The organism is Sphingomonas gilva (genome assembly GCF_003515075.1).
GTDB classification, from domain to species: domain Bacteria; phylum Pseudomonadota; class Alphaproteobacteria; order Sphingomonadales; family Sphingomonadaceae; genus Sphingomonas; species Sphingomonas gilva.
The window spans coordinates 226,308-240,942 of record NZ_QWLV01000002.1 but is presented as its reverse complement, the minus strand read 5'-3'; the positions used below and the strand labels follow the sequence as shown (position 1 = coordinate 240,942).

Annotated in this window: 13 protein-coding genes; 4 read left to right on the top strand and 9 right to left on the bottom strand. The window is 69.3% G+C overall.

What is annotated here, in order from left to right:
- Positions 1–71: 71 nt before the first annotated feature.
- The 5 genes from D1610_RS05790 to D1610_RS05770 form a co-directional block, all read right to left on the bottom strand.
- On the bottom strand, positions 72–314 hold the full coding sequence (locus D1610_RS05790; protein WP_118863201.1) for an acyl carrier protein: 243 nt from the start codon (positions 312–314) through the stop codon (positions 72–74).
- 42 nt (positions 315–356) lie between these two features.
- Positions 357–1,268 (bottom strand): NAD-dependent epimerase/dehydratase family protein, encoded by a 912-nt coding sequence (locus D1610_RS05785; RefSeq protein WP_118863200.1) that lies wholly within the window; start codon positions 1,266–1,268, stop codon positions 357–359.
- Positions 1,265–2,368, bottom strand: coding sequence for a glutamate 5-kinase (gene proB, locus D1610_RS05780; protein ID WP_118863722.1), 1,104 nt, complete (start codon positions 2,366–2,368; stop codon positions 1,265–1,267). The genes D1610_RS05785 and proB overlap by 4 nt, the downstream gene beginning before the upstream one ends.
- 492 nt (positions 2,369–2,860) lie before the next feature.
- Entirely contained in the window at positions 2,861–3,907 is a 1,047-nt protein-coding gene (gene obgE / locus D1610_RS05775) for a GTPase ObgE (RefSeq protein ID WP_118863199.1), read from the bottom strand.
- A gap of 131 nt (positions 3,908–4,038) precedes the next feature.
- Positions 4,039–4,629, bottom strand: coding sequence for a TetR family transcriptional regulator (locus D1610_RS05770; RefSeq protein WP_118863198.1), 591 nt, complete (start codon positions 4,627–4,629; stop codon positions 4,039–4,041).
- 65 nt (positions 4,630–4,694) lie between these two features.
- Here D1610_RS05770 and D1610_RS05765 point away from each other — a divergent pair, with 65 nt between their 5' ends.
- Entirely contained in the window at positions 4,695–5,546 is an 852-nt protein-coding gene (locus D1610_RS05765; protein ID WP_118863197.1) for a metal-dependent hydrolase, read from the top strand.
- A 263-nt stretch (positions 5,547–5,809) separates the two neighbouring features.
- Here the strand turns inward: D1610_RS05765 and D1610_RS05760 are convergent, their stop codons facing one another.
- Together D1610_RS05760 and D1610_RS05755 are read right to left on the bottom strand one after the other, a co-directional pair.
- Positions 5,810–7,165, bottom strand: a complete 1,356-nt coding sequence (locus D1610_RS05760) for a methyl-accepting chemotaxis protein (RefSeq protein ID WP_118863196.1) — start codon at positions 7,163–7,165, stop codon at positions 5,810–5,812.
- A 12-nt stretch (positions 7,166–7,177) separates the two neighbouring features.
- Complete coding sequence (locus D1610_RS05755; protein ID WP_118863195.1) at positions 7,178–8,527, bottom strand: methyl-accepting chemotaxis protein; 1,350 nt, start codon at positions 8,525–8,527, stop codon at positions 7,178–7,180.
- 227 nt (positions 8,528–8,754) lie between these two features.
- Here D1610_RS05755 and sdhC point away from each other — a divergent pair, with 227 nt between their 5' ends.
- The 3 genes from sdhC to sdhA are packed head-to-tail and all read left to right on the top strand — an operon-like array spanning position 8,755 to position 11,286.
- Positions 8,755–9,102 carry a succinate dehydrogenase, cytochrome b556 subunit gene (gene sdhC, locus D1610_RS05750; protein ID WP_245942000.1) on the top strand — a complete coding sequence of 116 codons (348 nt, stop codon included), beginning with the start codon at positions 8,755–8,757 and terminating at the stop codon, positions 9,100–9,102.
- A gap of 1 nt (position 9,103) precedes the next feature.
- Positions 9,104–9,487, top strand: a complete 384-nt coding sequence (gene sdhD, locus D1610_RS05745) for a succinate dehydrogenase, hydrophobic membrane anchor protein (protein ID WP_118863194.1) — start codon at positions 9,104–9,106, stop codon at positions 9,485–9,487.
- Positions 9,484–11,286 carry a succinate dehydrogenase flavoprotein subunit gene (gene sdhA / locus D1610_RS05740; protein WP_118863193.1) on the top strand — a complete coding sequence of 601 codons (1,803 nt, stop codon included), beginning with the start codon at positions 9,484–9,486 and terminating at the stop codon, positions 11,284–11,286. Before sdhD ends, sdhA begins: the two co-directional genes overlap by 4 nt.
- Here sdhA and D1610_RS05735 read toward each other — a convergent pair.
- Positions 11,283–12,281, bottom strand: coding sequence for an LLM class flavin-dependent oxidoreductase (locus D1610_RS05735; RefSeq protein ID WP_118863192.1), 999 nt, complete (start codon positions 12,279–12,281; stop codon positions 11,283–11,285). The two genes, sdhA and D1610_RS05735, sit on opposite strands and share 4 nt — an antisense overlap.
- Before the next feature lie 31 nt (positions 12,282–12,312).
- The gene (locus D1610_RS05730; protein WP_118863191.1) at positions 12,313–14,568 is read right to left on the bottom strand and encodes a S8 family peptidase; all 2,256 of its coding nucleotides are present in this window, start codon (positions 14,566–14,568) and stop codon (positions 12,313–12,315) included.
- Between the last annotated feature and the right edge of the window lie 67 nt (positions 14,569–14,635).

Sequence of the window (14,635 nt, the reverse complement as noted above, 5' to 3'; positions counted from 1 at the left end):
AAGGACCGGGCCCTTCGATACGGGCCTTCGCCTTCGCTCAGTCCCTGCTCAGGATGAGCGGGGTGAAAATGTCAGCCCCTGAGCTTCGCGACCGCGTCGACCAGCTGGCCGACGGTCTCGATCTCGGCCTGCATGTTCATGGTGATGGTGATGTCGAACGCGTCCTCGATCGCGGCGACGAAGTCCATCACCGTCAGGCTGTCCCATTCGAGATCGCCGGCGAAGGTGGTCGCGTCGGTCAGCGCCACGCCCTTCTTGTTGAACGGCTCGATTTCCGCGAAGACGCGGGACTGGATTTCGCTGCGGTCGGTCATGTGCGCCCCTCTGCCCGCCAATTGCGGCGGCTTGTGGGCGGGCTATAGCAGCCCGCGCGCGCGATACCATTGCGCGGTGCGCCTGAGCCCGGCGAGCGTCGGCACCTCCGGCTTCCACAGGTCGGACGGCGGCATGCGGCCTTCGCTGACCACCCAATCGGGATGGCAGAAATAGCCGACGCGATCGAGCGTCAGCTTGGCGCCGCCGCGCCGCACCAGCCGGTCCCCGCGCGCGGCGAGGCGCATGATCCGCGCGGGGATGGGCAGCGTCAGCACGCGCTCGCGCCCGGTGGCCTGCGCGATGGCGCGGGCGAAGCTCTTGTGGCTCCAGCCGCCGGGCTTGCCGTCGTCGGGTTCGTAGGTCGCGCCCGCGCCTTCGTTCGACAGCGCGAGCGCGAGCAGCAGCCGGGCGAGATCGCCGACCTCGATCACCGACAGCCGGCCCTCGGGCGGCAGCAGCGCGAGGCCGCGCGCGGCGAGACGGAACAGATCGCGCATCTCGGTATCGCCGGGACCGTAGACCGCGGGCGGGCGGGCGATCGTCCAGTCGAGGCCGGATGCCGTGACCAGCGCTTCGGCCTCGGCCTTGGAACGGCCATATTCGGACAGGTCCGGCTCGCGCGCGGAGAGCGAGGAGACATGGATGAAGCGGTGGACGCCCGCATCGCGCGCGGCGTCGAGCATGCGCCGCGTGCCGTCGACATTGCCGGCGGTGAAGCCGGCGCGATCGCGCGCGTTGACCACGCCTGCGACATGGACGACCGCGTCGGCGCCCTGGGCGAGCGCGAACAGCGCGTCCTGATCGTCGAGCGCGCCGGCGATCCAGGCGACGCCGTCGCGCGGCGGCTGTTCGCGACGGGTGAGCGCGCGGACCTGATGTCCCTCCCTGACGGCGCGCTCGATCAGCGCCGAGCCGACGAAGCCGGTGCCGCCGGTGACTGCGAGGACGCTCACGCCAGCACCATATGGTTGCGGTGGACCAGCGCGGCGCGGGGGGCGTAGCCGAGAATCGCGCCGTGCTCCTCGCTGCGGCGGCCGAGCAGGCGCTGGGCATCGGCGGCGTCATATTCGGAAAGCCCGCGGGCGATGATCCCGTCCGGCCCCTCGATCGTCACCAGATCGCCGCGCGCGAAGCGGCCGGTGATCGCGGTCGCGCCCGCGGCGAGCAGGCTGCGGCCCTGGCCGAGCGCGTGGGCCGCGCCCGCGTCCACGACGATCGCGCCCTTGGCCGATAGCCGCCCCGCCAGCCAGGCCTTGCGGGCGCGGCCGCGCCTTTCCGGCGCGAACAGCGTATGCCGCGCGGGCGCCGACAGCGGGCGATCGATCCGGCCCGATGCGATGGCGAGCGCGACGCCGGCCTGGCAGGCGATGCGCGCGGCGGCGATCTTCGAGACCATGCCGCCCGATCCCATGCCCGAGGCCGAGCCGTCGTCGGCCATCGCCTCGATTGCCGCGTCGATGCGGTCGACGCGGGCGATGTGCTCGGCGCCGGGGAGCGCGGGGTTGCGGTCGTAGAGGCCGTCGACGTCGGAGAGCAGGACGACGCCGTGCGCGCCTGCGGCCTGCGCCACGCGCGCGGCCAGCCGGTCGTTGTCGCCGAAGCGGATCTCGGCGGTGGCGACGCTGTCATTCTCGTTGATCACCGGCACCGCGCCGAGCCCGAGCAGCCGGTCGAGCGTCGCGGCGGCGTTGAGGTAGCGGCGGCGGTCCTCCAGATCGTCGAGCGTGACCAGCATCTGCGCGGCGGTCAGCCCCTCATCGGCCAGCAGCTCGGCCCAGGCCTGGCTCAGCGCGATCTGGCCCGTCGCGGCCGCCGCCTGCGCATCCTCGAGGCTGGCGCGCCCGCCCTTGGCCAGGCCCAGCCGCCGCGCGCCGAGCGCGATTGCGCCCGACGACACCACCGCCACCTGCTGACCCTCGCGGACGCGCGCGGCGATGTCCGCGACTACGCCCGCCAGCCACGATCGCCTGACGCCGCCGTCGGGATCGACGAGCAGCGCCGAGCCGATCTTGACGATCAGGCGCGGACAGGAGGCGGCGTCAAAGAGTGACATTGTCGAATGGCCCATTGCCTCGCCCGCGTACCGGCAACCGGCGCCCCTGCCAACCGGCGCCGCGGTTGGTGAAATCCGCGAACATTTGGCGCAGCTCGCGTCGTCTCGCGGCGCTCCGCTCAGGCCAACGGGGGGAATATGCGCTAAACCAGTCGCTTAGCGGATCTGGCACAACTCGTGCTGTGCAGCGGACGAACCGCGCACAGGAGCCGAAATCATGACCGCAATCACCGCCACGCCCACCGCCACCGATGGGGAATGGAAGAACCTGTTCGGCGTTTGCGCCTGTCTGGGCGAGGATTTCGGGTTCAACCCGCTCTATCTGCGCATCGCGCTGGGCGTCGGCATGATCTGGGCGCCGTTCGCGGTGCTGGCCGGTTATTTCGGCATGGGCGTGATCGTGCTCGCCAGCCGCCTGATCGAGCCCAAGCGTCGCCGCGTGCGGGCCAGGAAGGGCGACGCCGCCGCGCATCATGCTGCCGTCCGCACCGTTCAGACGGGCGACCATTCGATCGTGTCTTCGCCCTCGTCGTCGTCGCCGATCGTCGTGGCGTCGGGACCGATCGCTTCGAGCAGCCTGTCGAGCGCCCAGTCGACCCCCGTGCCGGCATAGCCCGAGAGCGGGATGACGGGGGCGCCGCTCGCCTCCTCCAGCTCGGCGGAGAGCGCGGCGATCAGTTCGTCGTCGAGCGTGTCGATCTTGTTGAGCGCGAGAACCTGCGGCTTTTCGGCGAGGCCCGCGCCATAGGCGGCGAGCTCGTCGCGGACGATGCGGTAGCTTTCCGCGACGTCGGCGTCATTGGCGTCGACCAGATGGAGCAGCACGCGGCAGCGTTCGATATGGCCGAGGAAGCGGTCGCCGATGCCCGCGCCCTCGGCCGCGCCCTCGATCAGGCCGGGAATGTCGGCGATGACGAACTCGCGATCGCGGTGCCGGACCACGCCGAGCTGCGGGCGGGTGGTGGTGAAGGCGTAGGCCCCGACCTTGGCCTGCGCGTTGGTGACGGCGTTGATGAAGGTCGACTTGCCGGCGTTGGGCAGGCCCACCAGCCCGGCGTCGGCGAGCAGCTTCAGGCGCAGCCAGACCCAGGCCTCCTCGGCCGGCCAGCCGGTGCCGTGCTGGCGCGGGGCGCGGTTGGTGGAGGATTTGTAGCTGGCGTTGCCGCGCCCGCCATCGCCGCCGCGCAGGAAGACCTCGCGCTGGCCGACCCTGGTGAAATCGAGCAGCACCTCCTCCTTGTCCTCGGAGAGCACCTGCGTGCCGACCGGCACCTTGATCACCAGATCCTCGCCGCCCGCGCCGGTGCGGTTGGAGCCGGCTCCGCCCTTGCCGCGCGGCGCCCGGAAATGCTGGGTGTAGCGAAAGTCGATCAGCGTGTTGAGACCGGCGACCGCTTCGAAGATCACATCGGCGCCCTTGCCGCCGTTGCCGCCGTCGGGCCCGCCATATTCGATGAACTTCTCCCGCCGGAAGCTGACGGCGCCGGGGCCGCCCGCGCCGGAGCGGACGTAGATCTTGGCCTGGTCGAGGAAATGCATGGCTGCGCTTTAGGTAGGTTGTACGAATAAGCAAAGCACGTCGCCCCTGCGCAGGCAGGGGCCGCCGGGTTTGTGGCACATCCAGCCCTGAAGTATGCCGCCTGAGGCCCCTGCCTGCGCAGGGGCGACGGTCACGCCGGCTCGGAATGGCTCCGCGACGCGACCAGCGCCCTTGTCGCCAGCGTCCGCGCCGTGTCGCGCTCCAGCCCGAGCGCCTTCGCCATCGGGCCGCCCAGCAGCGCATCGCCCAGCGCCATCAGCACCAGCTGCAAGGTCTCCTCGTGGATCGTCGTGTCGCTGTGGCCGTCCTCGCCCAGCTCGTCGACCAGGCGGTGCGTCGCCTCGAGAATTGGGTCGAGGGCGTCGAGATTGCCGGACAGGATCATCCAGCTGGCGAGCGCGCCCGCGCCCTCCTTGTCGAAGGCGTCGAAGGTCATGTCGACGACCTCGCGCGGATCGGGATCGTCGGAGGCGCGCTGACGCAGCACCGCGGCGCCGATCTTGGCGGTGATCGTATCGCCGAGCATCTCGGCAAGCGCCTTTTGCAGCCCCGCGGCGGAGCCGAAATGGTGGAGCAGGTTGGCATGGGTGCGGCCGATGCGCGCGGCGACCGCCTTCAGCGTCACCGCCTGCGGGCCGGCCTCGATCAGCAACGCCCGTGCGGCCTCGAGCGCGGCGAGGCGCGATTCTTCAGGGCTGAGACGTTTGCGAATTATTGACATTGTTGTAAGTAACGGTATCTACATCGCTGTAAGCAATCAGTGAGTCTTCCAATTGGAGGAAATTCGTGGCGAACGCAAAGACTCCCGCCGATCTGACGATCACGCCGCGCGACCGCCGCTTCGGGCGCGGCGGCGAATATCGCCGCTGGTGGCTGAACGACGATCCGATCGCCACCGCCTTCTACAACGCGCTTTCGGTGACCTTTCCAAAGGGCGAGGGGTTCTTCATCGAAAGCGTCCGCGCCTTTCGCGAGGGCACGCCGCCGCGGCTGGAGAAGGAGATCGCCGCCTTCATCAAGCAGGAGGTGATCCACACGCGCGAGCATGTCGCGTTCAACCGGCATGTGACCGATCAGGGCTATGATATCGCGCCGCTCGAACGGCATGTCGACGAGGCGCTGGCGCTCACGCGCGGCCGGCCGCAGATCGCCAACCTCGCCGCGACGATGTGCCTTGAGCATTTCACCGCGATCATCGCCAACCAGCTGATCGCCAATCCCAGGCATCTCGCCGGCGGCGACCGGGCCGCCGCGGACATGTGGCGCTGGCATGCGCTCGAGGAGATCGAGCACAAGGGCGTCGCCTACGACACCTGGCTGCACGCGACGCGCGAGTGGAGCCGCTGGCGGCGCTGGAAGGTCAAGGCGCTGGTGATGGTCGCGACGACGATCAAGTTCTTCAGCGGCCGCTACAAGGGCATGATCGAGCTGCTGCGGCAGGACGGGCTGGAGGGCGCTGGCGTCAAGTGGCGGGTAATCCGCTACGCCTTCGGCAATCCCGGCATGGCGCGGAAGGTGGCGGGCGCGTGGCTGGCCTTCTTCCTGCCCGGCTTCCATCCGTGGAACCATGACGATCGCGCCCTGATCGCCAAGGCGGAGAGCGAGTTCGAGGCTGCGGTGATGCCTGCGGCCGCCTAGGATAAAAGCGACCTGCCCTTGATATCGGAAAAGACCGTCCTACATAGAACCAAATAGGTTATGTAGGGCGATGCCTACCATCTTGTCTCGCCCAATCAGACCGCTTTCGAAGAAAGGGGGACGGGCAAAGTAAAAACGCGTTTGAGGGGCAAATTCATCAAAACCGTCAACTTGCCAGACCGAACCCGGCGCGAACGACGCGTCCGACCGTCAAATTTCTCAAAGCCCTCAAAGGTGTCAATCTGTCGGTAGGTCCGGAATCGTCAGGCCGCGACGGAACTCGCGAAATCCTTGGCCGATTGCTTGAGCCCGCCCAGCGTTTCGTCGATCTGGGTGAAGTCGCGGTCGAGAGCGTCGATATCGGAGGCGACGGCTTCGGTGTCTTCGCGAATGGAAGCGATGGTGGTGGACATGGAGTCTGCGGCGAGAGCGGTTTCGTCGACCGCGGCGGTGATGGCGGTGACGGTCTGGGCCTGGGTCTCCATGGCGGAGCGGATGCGCTGGGCGGAGGTCTGGACCTCCTCGACGGTGTGGCGGATCGAGGCGTTGGTCTCGACGGTCGACTTGGTCGCGGCCTGGATCGCGGCGATCTTGGCGGCGATGTCGTCGGTGGCGCGCGCGGTCTGGTTGGCGAGGGACTTCACCTCCTGCGCGACGACGGCGAAGCCGCGGCCGGCGTCGCCGGCGCGGGCGGCCTCGATGGTGGCGTTCAGCGCGAGCAGATTGGTCTGTCCGGCGATGTCGCGGATCAGGCCAAGGATCGATTCGATCGAGCGGGCGTGGTCGCTGAGCGCTTCGGACATGCCGACGGCGTGGCCGGCCTGCTCGGCGGCGCGGGTGGCGATCTCGGCCGAGGCCTCGACCTCGCCGCGGGCATCCTCGATCGCGCGGATCAGCCCGGCGGCGGTGTGCGCCGCCTCGCGCATCGCCACCGCCGACTGCTCGGCCGCCGCCGCCACCTCGCTCGTCTTGCCAAGCATCCCACGCGCCGCCCGGCTCGTGTCGCCAGCCTGCGCGCGGATGCGGTTGCCGAGATCGGCGGCGCCGTCGAGCGACGCCGCGATCGTTCCGTCGAACGCGCTGGCCCGCTCGATTCGCGCCGCGCGGTCGTCGGCGGCGTCGAGCGCGCCGAGATGCGTCGCCATCACCTCCGATTCGACCAGCGCCAGCCGCTGGACGGTGTCGGCCAGGCGGATGACGCGCTCGGGATCGTCGGGCAGGTGCCCCTTGATCAGCGCGATGGTCTTGCTGTGCGCATAGGACAGCGAGGCGAGCAGCGCCTGGAGCGGGATCTTCGCCTCGCGCGAATCCTCGGCATGGCTGATCGCGCCGAGGCCCCAGGCTTCGGCAAACGGATCTACATATTTCGTCCGGGCGTATTCGGCGCTTCTCGCCGCGCGCTTCACTCGCCGTTCGGGCGTGAAATAGCCGCGCACATGCGCCGTCGCGTCCATCGACAGATAGTGGTCCCAGAAGCTTTCGCCGATCGCGGTGAAATCCTGGGCGAGCAGGTCGGTGATCTCGCGGCAGTTCGCCGCGATCGTGCCGTCCCAATCATAATGGCGGACGCGGTCCGCAATGGTGCGGTCGCGGCTCAGCCAGACACGGTCATGCTGCATATGCCCTCTCCATCAGGCGGCGATTTGGGCGACGAACGCGCTGGCGGCGTTCTCCATCGAGCCCAGGGTTTCGTTGATCGCGCCGAAGCGCTGTTCGAGAGCGTCGATATCGGAGGCGACGGCTTCGGTGTCTTCGCGGATGGAAGCGATGGTGGTGGACATGGAGTCGGCGGCAAGCGCGGTTTCGTCGACCGCGGCGGTGATGGCGGTGACGGTCTGTGCCTGGGTCTCCATGGCGGAGCGGATGCGCTGGGCGGAGGTCTGGACCTCCTCGACGGTGTGGCGGATCGAGGCGTTGGTCTCGACGGTCGACTTGGTCGCGGCCTGGATCGCGGCGATCTTGGCGGCGATGTCGTCGGTGGCGCGCGCGGTCTGGTTGGCGAGGGACTTCACCTCCTGCGCGACGACGGCGAAGCCGCGGCCGGCGTCGCCGGCGCGGGCGGCCTCGATGGTGGCGTTCAGGGCGAGCAGGTTGGTCTGTCCGGCGATGTCGCGGATGAGCCCCAGGATCGATTCGATCGAGCGGGCGTGGTCGCTCAAGGCTTCGGACATGCCGACGGCGTGGCCGGCCTGCTCGGCGGCGCGGGTGGCGATCTCGGCCGAGGCCTCAACCTCGCCGCGCGCATCCTCGATCGCGCGGATCAGCCCGGCGGCGGTGTGCGCCGCCTCGCGCATCGCCACCGCCGACTGCTCGGCCGCCGCCGCCACCTCGCTCGTCTTGCCCAGCATCCCACGCGCCGCCCGGCTCGTGTCGCCAGCCTGCGCGCGCAGCTTCTCGCCGTCGTCCGCCGCCAGCTCGATCGTGGTGCCGATACGGTTGCGGAAATCGACCGAGATGCCTTCGCGCAGCAGCGCCTGCGCCTGGCGCTCATAGGCTTCGTACAGCGCGGTGGTGATGCCGCTTTCGAGCGCGGAGAGGCGCATCAGCGTGTCGACATGCTCGGCGAAGCGCGGATCGCCCGCGCCGACGCGCGCCAGCAGGATGTTGAGCGCGGCGCGGTCGCTGGCCGAGATCATCGAGAGGAGCGCCATCGGCTCCACCTTCGCGTTATAGGCGGCGACGACCGAGCGGTTGACCGATTCGACCCAGGCATAGCCGGCGGGATCGAGCGAGCGATCGCGGATGAACGTGCAGCCGATCTCGATCATCCGTTGGGTTTCGTGCGGCGCCCAGATCTTGCCGTCGTCGAAGCAGGACAGCCATTGCTGCCAATAGGCTTCGGAGATCGCGCGCACTTCCGGCTCGATCACCGCCCACAGCTCACGGGCGCGGGCGCTGAGGGTGCGATCCGTGTCGAAGATCGCCAGGCGGTTGGCGATGTCGATTTCGCGCCGCAGCCGCTGATCGTCGAAGATGTCCATATGTGCGCCAGCCCCAAATCCTGTTGTCCGGTTGGCGCGGAGGCTAGTGGGCAGTGGTTAACAGGCTGTTGAGAAATCGTGACCGCCCGCCCGAATGCTTGCAAAGCGGGGCGCATGGTTTCAAGGAAGCGCGCGACGCCAGACCGAGGGATCGATCCTTGCCCACCACACCTATCCGCGCGCGACCGCTATCGCCGCATCTGACCATCTGGAAATGGGGGCCGCACATGCTGGTCTCCATCCTCCACCGCGCGACCGGCAGCGGCATGGCGACCGTCGGCGCGGCGCTGCTGGTCTGGTGGCTCGCGGCCGCCGCCGCGGGCGATGCGGCCTATGCGGCGTTCGTCGATCTGTTCACGGTCGATGCGGGCGGGCTGAACATTGCGGGCTATGTGGTCGGAATCGGCCTGACGCTGGCGTTCTTCCAGCACATGGCGAGCGGCATGCGCCATCTCGTGCTCGATATCGGCGCGGGCTACGAGCTCAAGCGCAACAAGCTGGGCGCCATCCTGACGATGGTCTTCTCCGTGCTGGCGACAGCGGCCTTCTGGGCCTTCATCACGATGGGGCGCTGAGATGGAGAGCAAGACCAGCATCGGCCGCGTGCGCGGCCTGGGATCGGCCAGGCACGGCGCCCATCATTGGTGGCGGCAGCGGCTGACGGCGGGCGGCAACCTGCTGCTGATGGTCTGGTTCGTCGCGTCGATCGCGCGCCTGCCGGGCTACGAGCGGCAGGACGTGGTCAACTGGCTCTCCTCGCCTTGGGCGGCGCTGCCGATGGCCTTGCTGATCCTCAATGTCTTCTATCACTTCCGTCTGGGGCTGCAGGTGGTGATCGAGGATTACCAGCATGAGGAAAGCCGCTTCGTGATGATGGTGCTGCTCAACCTGTTCGTCGTCGCGGCGGGCGCAACCGCCATCTTCTCCATCCTCAAGATCGCCTTCGGAGCCGCCGCGTGACCGCAGCCTACAAGATCATCGATCATGTCTATGACGCCGTGGTCGTCGGCGCGGGCGGATCGGGCCTGCGCGCCACGATGGGGATCGCCGAATCGGGCCTCAAGACGGCGTGCATCACCAAGGTGTTCCCGACGCGCAGCCACACCGTCGCGGCGCAGGGCGGCATCGCCGCCAGCCTCGGCAATATGGGCCCGGACCACTGGACCTGGCACATGTACGACACTGTCAAGGGTTCCGACTGGCTCGGAGACCAGGACGCGATCGAATATCTCTGCCGCGAGGCGCCCGCTGCCGTCTACGAGCTCGAACATGCCGGGGTGCCGTTCAGCCGCACCGAGGAAGGCAAGATCTACCAGCGCCCGTTCGGCGGGATGATGCAGAATATGGGCGAGGGCCCGCCGGCGCAGCGCACCTGCGCCGCCGCGGACCGCACCGGCCATGCGATGCTGCACGCGCTCTATCAGCAGAGCCTGAAGTACGACGCCGATTTCTTCGTCGAATATTTCGCGCTCGACCTGATCATGGAGAATGGCGCGTGCCGGGGCGTGATCGCCTTGTGCATGGAGGACGGGTCGATCCACCGCTTCCGCAGTCATGCGGTGGTGCTGGCGACGGGCGGCTGTGGCCGCGTCTATCAGTCCGCCACCTCGGCGCACACCTGCACCGGCGACGGCGGCGGCATGGTGCTGCGCGCGGGCTTGCCGCTGCAGGACATGGAGTTCGTCCAGTTCCACCCGACCGGCATCTACGGCGCGGGGGTGCTGATCACCGAGGGCGCGCGCGGCGAGGGCGGGTATCTCACCAATTCCGAGGGCGAGCGCTTCATGGAGCGCTACGCCCCGTCAGCGAAGGACCTCGCCAGCCGCGACGTGGTGTCGCGATCGATGGCGATGGAGATCCGCGAAGGGCGCGGCGTGGGCAAGGAGAAGGACCATATCTACCTTCACCTCGACCATATCGATCCCAAGGTGCTGCACGAGCGGCTGCCGGGGATCACCGAGACCGGCAAGGTCTTCGCCGGCGTCGACCTGACCCGCCAGCCGCTGCCGGTGGTGCCGACCGTCCACTACAATATGGGCGGCATTCCCTGTAACTATCATGGCGAGGTGGTGACGCTGAAGGACGGCAATCCCGACAGCGTCGTCCCCGGCCTGTTCGCGGTGGGCGAGGCGGCGTGTGTTTCGGTCCACGGCGCCAACCGGCTCGGCTCCAACAGCCTGATCGATCTGGTGGTGTTCGGCCGCGCGACGGGCCACCGCATAGCCGAGATCGTCAAGCCCGGCACCGCGCACCAGCCGCTGCCCAAGGGCTCGGAAGAGTTCGCGCTGGGCCGGCTCGATCATTTCCGCCAGGCCAAAGGCGGCACGCCCACCGCGCGCATCCGCGACGCGATGCAGAAGACCATGCAGAAACATTGCGCCGTCTTCCGCACCGACGAACTGATGGCCGAGGGCATCGCCAGGATGGACGAGGTCTACAGGTCGATGGGCGACATCGCCGTCACCGACCGGAGCCTGATCTGGAACACCGACCTGATCGAGACGCTTGAGCTCGACAATCTCGTCTCGCAGGCGCTCGTCACGATCAACGGCGCGCGCAATCGCAAGGAAAGCCGCGGCGCGCACATGCACGAGGACTATCCCGAGCGCCATGACGACCAATGGATGAAGCACACCATCGCCTGGTTCGACGGCTGGGGCGGCAGGGGCGGGGCGACCAGCATCGATTACCGCCCGGTCCATGACTACACGCTGACCGACGAGGTCGAGTACATCAAGCCGAAGAAGCGGGTTTACTAGGCGGCCTTCGCTAGCCCGGTCATTGCCTCCGCTGCGATCGTCAGGCTGCGCTTTCGCGCTTCGGGATCGTAGATCGAGCTGGTCAGAATCAGTTCGTCGGCGCCGGTGCGTTCGATGAACGCCGCAATCTCCGCGCGGACCTTGGTGGGATTGCCGGTCGCCGTAGCGGAAAGAACCCCGTTGAGCATGGCGCTGGCCTGCGGTGGCAATGTGTCACGATAGCCGCGAACCGGGGGCTTGAGCTTGCCCGGATTGCCGGTGCGGAGCGCGACGAAGCTCTGCTGCATCGAGGCGGCGAGATACTCGGCCTCGTCATCGGTGGCGGCGGCGAAGACGTTGAAGCCGGCCATGGCGTATGGCTTGGGGCAGGTTTCGCTGGGGCGGAACTGGCGGCGGTAGATGTCGAGCGCTTCGTCCAGCAATTGCGGGGCGAAGTGGCTGGCGAAGGCGTAGGGCAGCCCGAGCGCGGCGGCGAGCTGCGCGCCGAACAGGCTGGAGCCGAGGATGTAGAGCTCGACCTGCGCGCCGGCGCCGGGGGTGGCGCGGATGCCGGTCTGGCCGTCATCGGCGAAATAGCTCTGCAGCTCGAGCACGTCGCGCGGGAAGGCGTTGGGATCGGTGTCGAGGTTGCGGCGCATCGCCGCCGCGACGCGCTGGTCGGAGCCGGGCGCGCGGCCGAGGCCGAGGTCGATCCGGCCGGGGAACAGTGCGTCGAGGGTGCCGAACTGCTCGGCTATGACCAGCGGGGCGTGGTTGGGCAGCATGATGCCGCCGGCGCCGACGCGGATCGTCGAGGTGGCGGCGGCGACATGGCCGATGACGACCGCGGTGGCGGCGCTGGCGATGCCCTCCATGCCGTGATGCTCGGCGACCCAGTAGCGGGTGAAGCCCAGGCCCTCGACATGCCAGGCGAGATCGGCGGCGCGGGCGAGCGACGTCGCGACATCGCCGCCTTCGACGACGGGGACGAGATCGAGCAGCGAATAGGCGGTCATGGCGCTACAGATGGGGAGCCGTACCTGATGTTCAAAGCCCTATGGTGAAGCGCAGCGCCGCGCCCATATCGTCCGGCAGAGCGGCGAAATGGCCCGGATCGCGCCGCCAGAACAGGTTGGCGTCCATCCAGCCATCGCCCAGGGCGAGGCCGTAGCGCGCCTCCAGCGCGATCTCGCGGCCCTCGGGCGTCAGGTTGATCCGCTGCAGGCTGCTGGCGGTGACGCCGCTGGCATAATCGTACTCCGAGGCGAGCAGCACGCCGATCGCGCCGCTTTCGACGCGCAAGGGCTGCGAGAGGCGCAGGCCGAAGCCGCCGTCATGCGCCAGCTCTAGGGCATAGCCGGCGGTGCGGATCAGGCCGCCGCCGCCGACGCCGCCGCGCGTCTCCGCCAGCGTCCAGCCCTGGCGCATCGAGCCGGACACTTGCCAGCCGCCGCCCAGTTCGCCGCCCGCGCGCATGTCGGCGAACCAGCTGGTCGCGTTGGCCGCGCCGACGCCCGGCGAGAAGCGCGCGCCGAGCACGGTTTCGCTTTCGCGCATCCATGATCCGGTGAGCGACAGGCCGAAGGCGCCCCAGCGGCGATCGAGCCCGAGCGACACGCGGTCATAGGGATCGCGCGCCCAGGGATCGCGCAGGCCGGCGAGCGCATCGGCGCGGCGTGACAGCGCATCGCCGCGCTCGACGCTGGCGGTGACGCCGACCGGCCCCACCATGCGCCGCCAGGCGAAGGCGACATCGGGCGCGGCGTCGAAGCCGGCGCTGCGGGTCGGGTCGCCCGCGACGAGGAAGGCGGGCTCGGCGCGGCCTTTGAGCAGCGCGCCGAGGCTGGTCCCGGTCTCTCCGAAGCCCAGCGCGACGGTGTCCGCGCCGCTCAAGCGCTGCGCGACATAGCCCGCCAGCGTGCGCGCGGCGACGGCGTCCGCATTGGCCAGGCGCAGCCGTTCGACATTCGAACGATCGCGGCCCGAGGCGACGGTGAGCGCGATGCTCGCCGGGCCGAGCGCGCCGGCTTGCGTGATGCGGCGTCCCTCGAGCGAGCGGACGAAACGCGGCGAAGGCGCGGCGCGCGCGATCGACTGGCCAAGCTCCAGCGCGAAGGCGCGATCGAAGCCGTCGAGCACCACCGCACCGAGCGATCCCTGCGAGGCATCGCCCATCGGCGCGCCCAGCACGCCGTTCACGCCCGACGAGATGGCTCCGCCGGTCGAGGCGTTGGACGTTCCGCCCTGCGGCTCGAAGGCGCGGGTCAGATCGAGGATGCCGCGGCCGTAGATCGCGTCGGTCCCGCTCGGCCCGGCATCGCGCGCGCTGGTGTAGAGCAGCTGGACGATCTGCGCGCCGGTCAGGTTGGGAAAGGCCTGGGCGAGCAGCGCGACCGCGCCCGAGATCTGCGGCGCGGCGAACGAGGTGCCGGACCAGATGAACGGCTCCGAATTCTCATTGGGCGCGCGCACGCCTTCGCCGACCGCGGCGAGATAGGCCTGACGCCCGGTGCCGGCGCGATTGCTGAAATCGGAGATGAGATCGCCGACGCCGACCGAGCCGGCGATGATCACCTGGCCGCGCGCGGCCGAGGTCGTGGCGATGGCGGCGAACTGATCGGGGTTCGCCTCCGAATCGTTGCCCGCCGAAATGACGAGCACCACGCCCGCGGCAGTCGCGCGCGACACCGCCTGGGTCAGGCCGCTGCTCATCGGCGATCCGCCAAGCGACATGTTGATCACGCGCGCGCCGCTGGCGACGGCATGATCGACCGCGCGGGCGATGGCGTCGTCGGGATGCTGGCAGCCGTCCGCGCCGGCGCAGCTGCCGGGCTCGTCGGTGCGGAGCGCCAGCACCGTCGCCTGCGGCGCCGCGCCGTGGGTGCCGACGCCGTTGCGCCGTCCAGCGGCGGTGAAGGCGACTGCGGTGCCGTGGCCGCCGACATCGTCGGCCGAGCCGTTGCCCGCGAAGTCGCGCGACAGGGGGCTGATGCGGTTGTCGAACTCCACGCTCTGCAGATCGATGCCGCTGTCGACGATGCCGATCATCACGCCCTGACCGCTGAAGCCGCGATCATAGGCGGTGAGCGCGCGCATCGACGTCGGGCCGATCGACGCCCGGTACTCGCCCGTGTCGAAGGTCGTCGGCGGGGTTGGGGTGGGTGTCGGCGCCGGGGGCGGCGTGGGGGTGGGCGCGGCGGGCGGCCGCGGCGTGCGGCCGGGACCGCCCGATCCGCCGCCGCACGCGCCGAGCGCCAGCATCGCCGCGACCGCGACCGATGCCCTGAAGTTCACGCTGATCATACCAAAACCCTCGCCCCAACGGGCGGCATATAACTTCGCTTTGCTTTCCGGTGACTTAACCGCCCCC

What these genes read in the sequence shown, in the direction of transcription:
- D1610_RS05770 (WP_118863198.1), bottom strand. Translation starts at nt 4,629, where the DNA reads ATGTCAATAATTCGCAAACGTCTCAGCCCTGAAGAATCGCGCCTCGCC.
- D1610_RS05735 (WP_118863192.1), bottom strand. Translation starts at nt 12,281, where the DNA reads ATGACCGCCTATTCGCTGCTCGATCTCGTCCCCGTCGTCGAAGGCGGC.
- D1610_RS05730 (WP_118863191.1), bottom strand. Translation starts at nt 14,568, where the DNA reads ATGATCAGCGTGAACTTCAGGGCATCGGTCGCGGTCGCGGCGATGCTG.
- D1610_RS05760 (WP_118863196.1), bottom strand. Translation starts at nt 7,165, where the DNA reads ATGCAGCATGACCGTGTCTGGCTGAGCCGCGACCGCACCATTGCGGAC.
- sdhD (WP_118863194.1), top strand. Translation starts at nt 9,104, where the DNA reads ATGGAGAGCAAGACCAGCATCGGCCGCGTGCGCGGCCTGGGATCGGCC.
- proB (WP_118863722.1), bottom strand. Translation starts at nt 2,368, where the DNA reads ATGTCACTCTTTGACGCCGCCTCCTGTCCGCGCCTGATCGTCAAGATC.
- sdhC (WP_245942000.1), top strand. Translation starts at nt 8,755, where the DNA reads ATGCTGGTCTCCATCCTCCACCGCGCGACCGGCAGCGGCATGGCGACC.
- D1610_RS05790 (WP_118863201.1), bottom strand. Translation starts at nt 314, where the DNA reads ATGACCGACCGCAGCGAAATCCAGTCCCGCGTCTTCGCGGAAATCGAG.
- D1610_RS05755 (WP_118863195.1), bottom strand. Translation starts at nt 8,527, where the DNA reads ATGGACATCTTCGACGATCAGCGGCTGCGGCGCGAAATCGACATCGCC.
- obgE (WP_118863199.1), bottom strand. Translation starts at nt 3,907, where the DNA reads ATGCATTTCCTCGACCAGGCCAAGATCTACGTCCGCTCCGGCGCGGGC.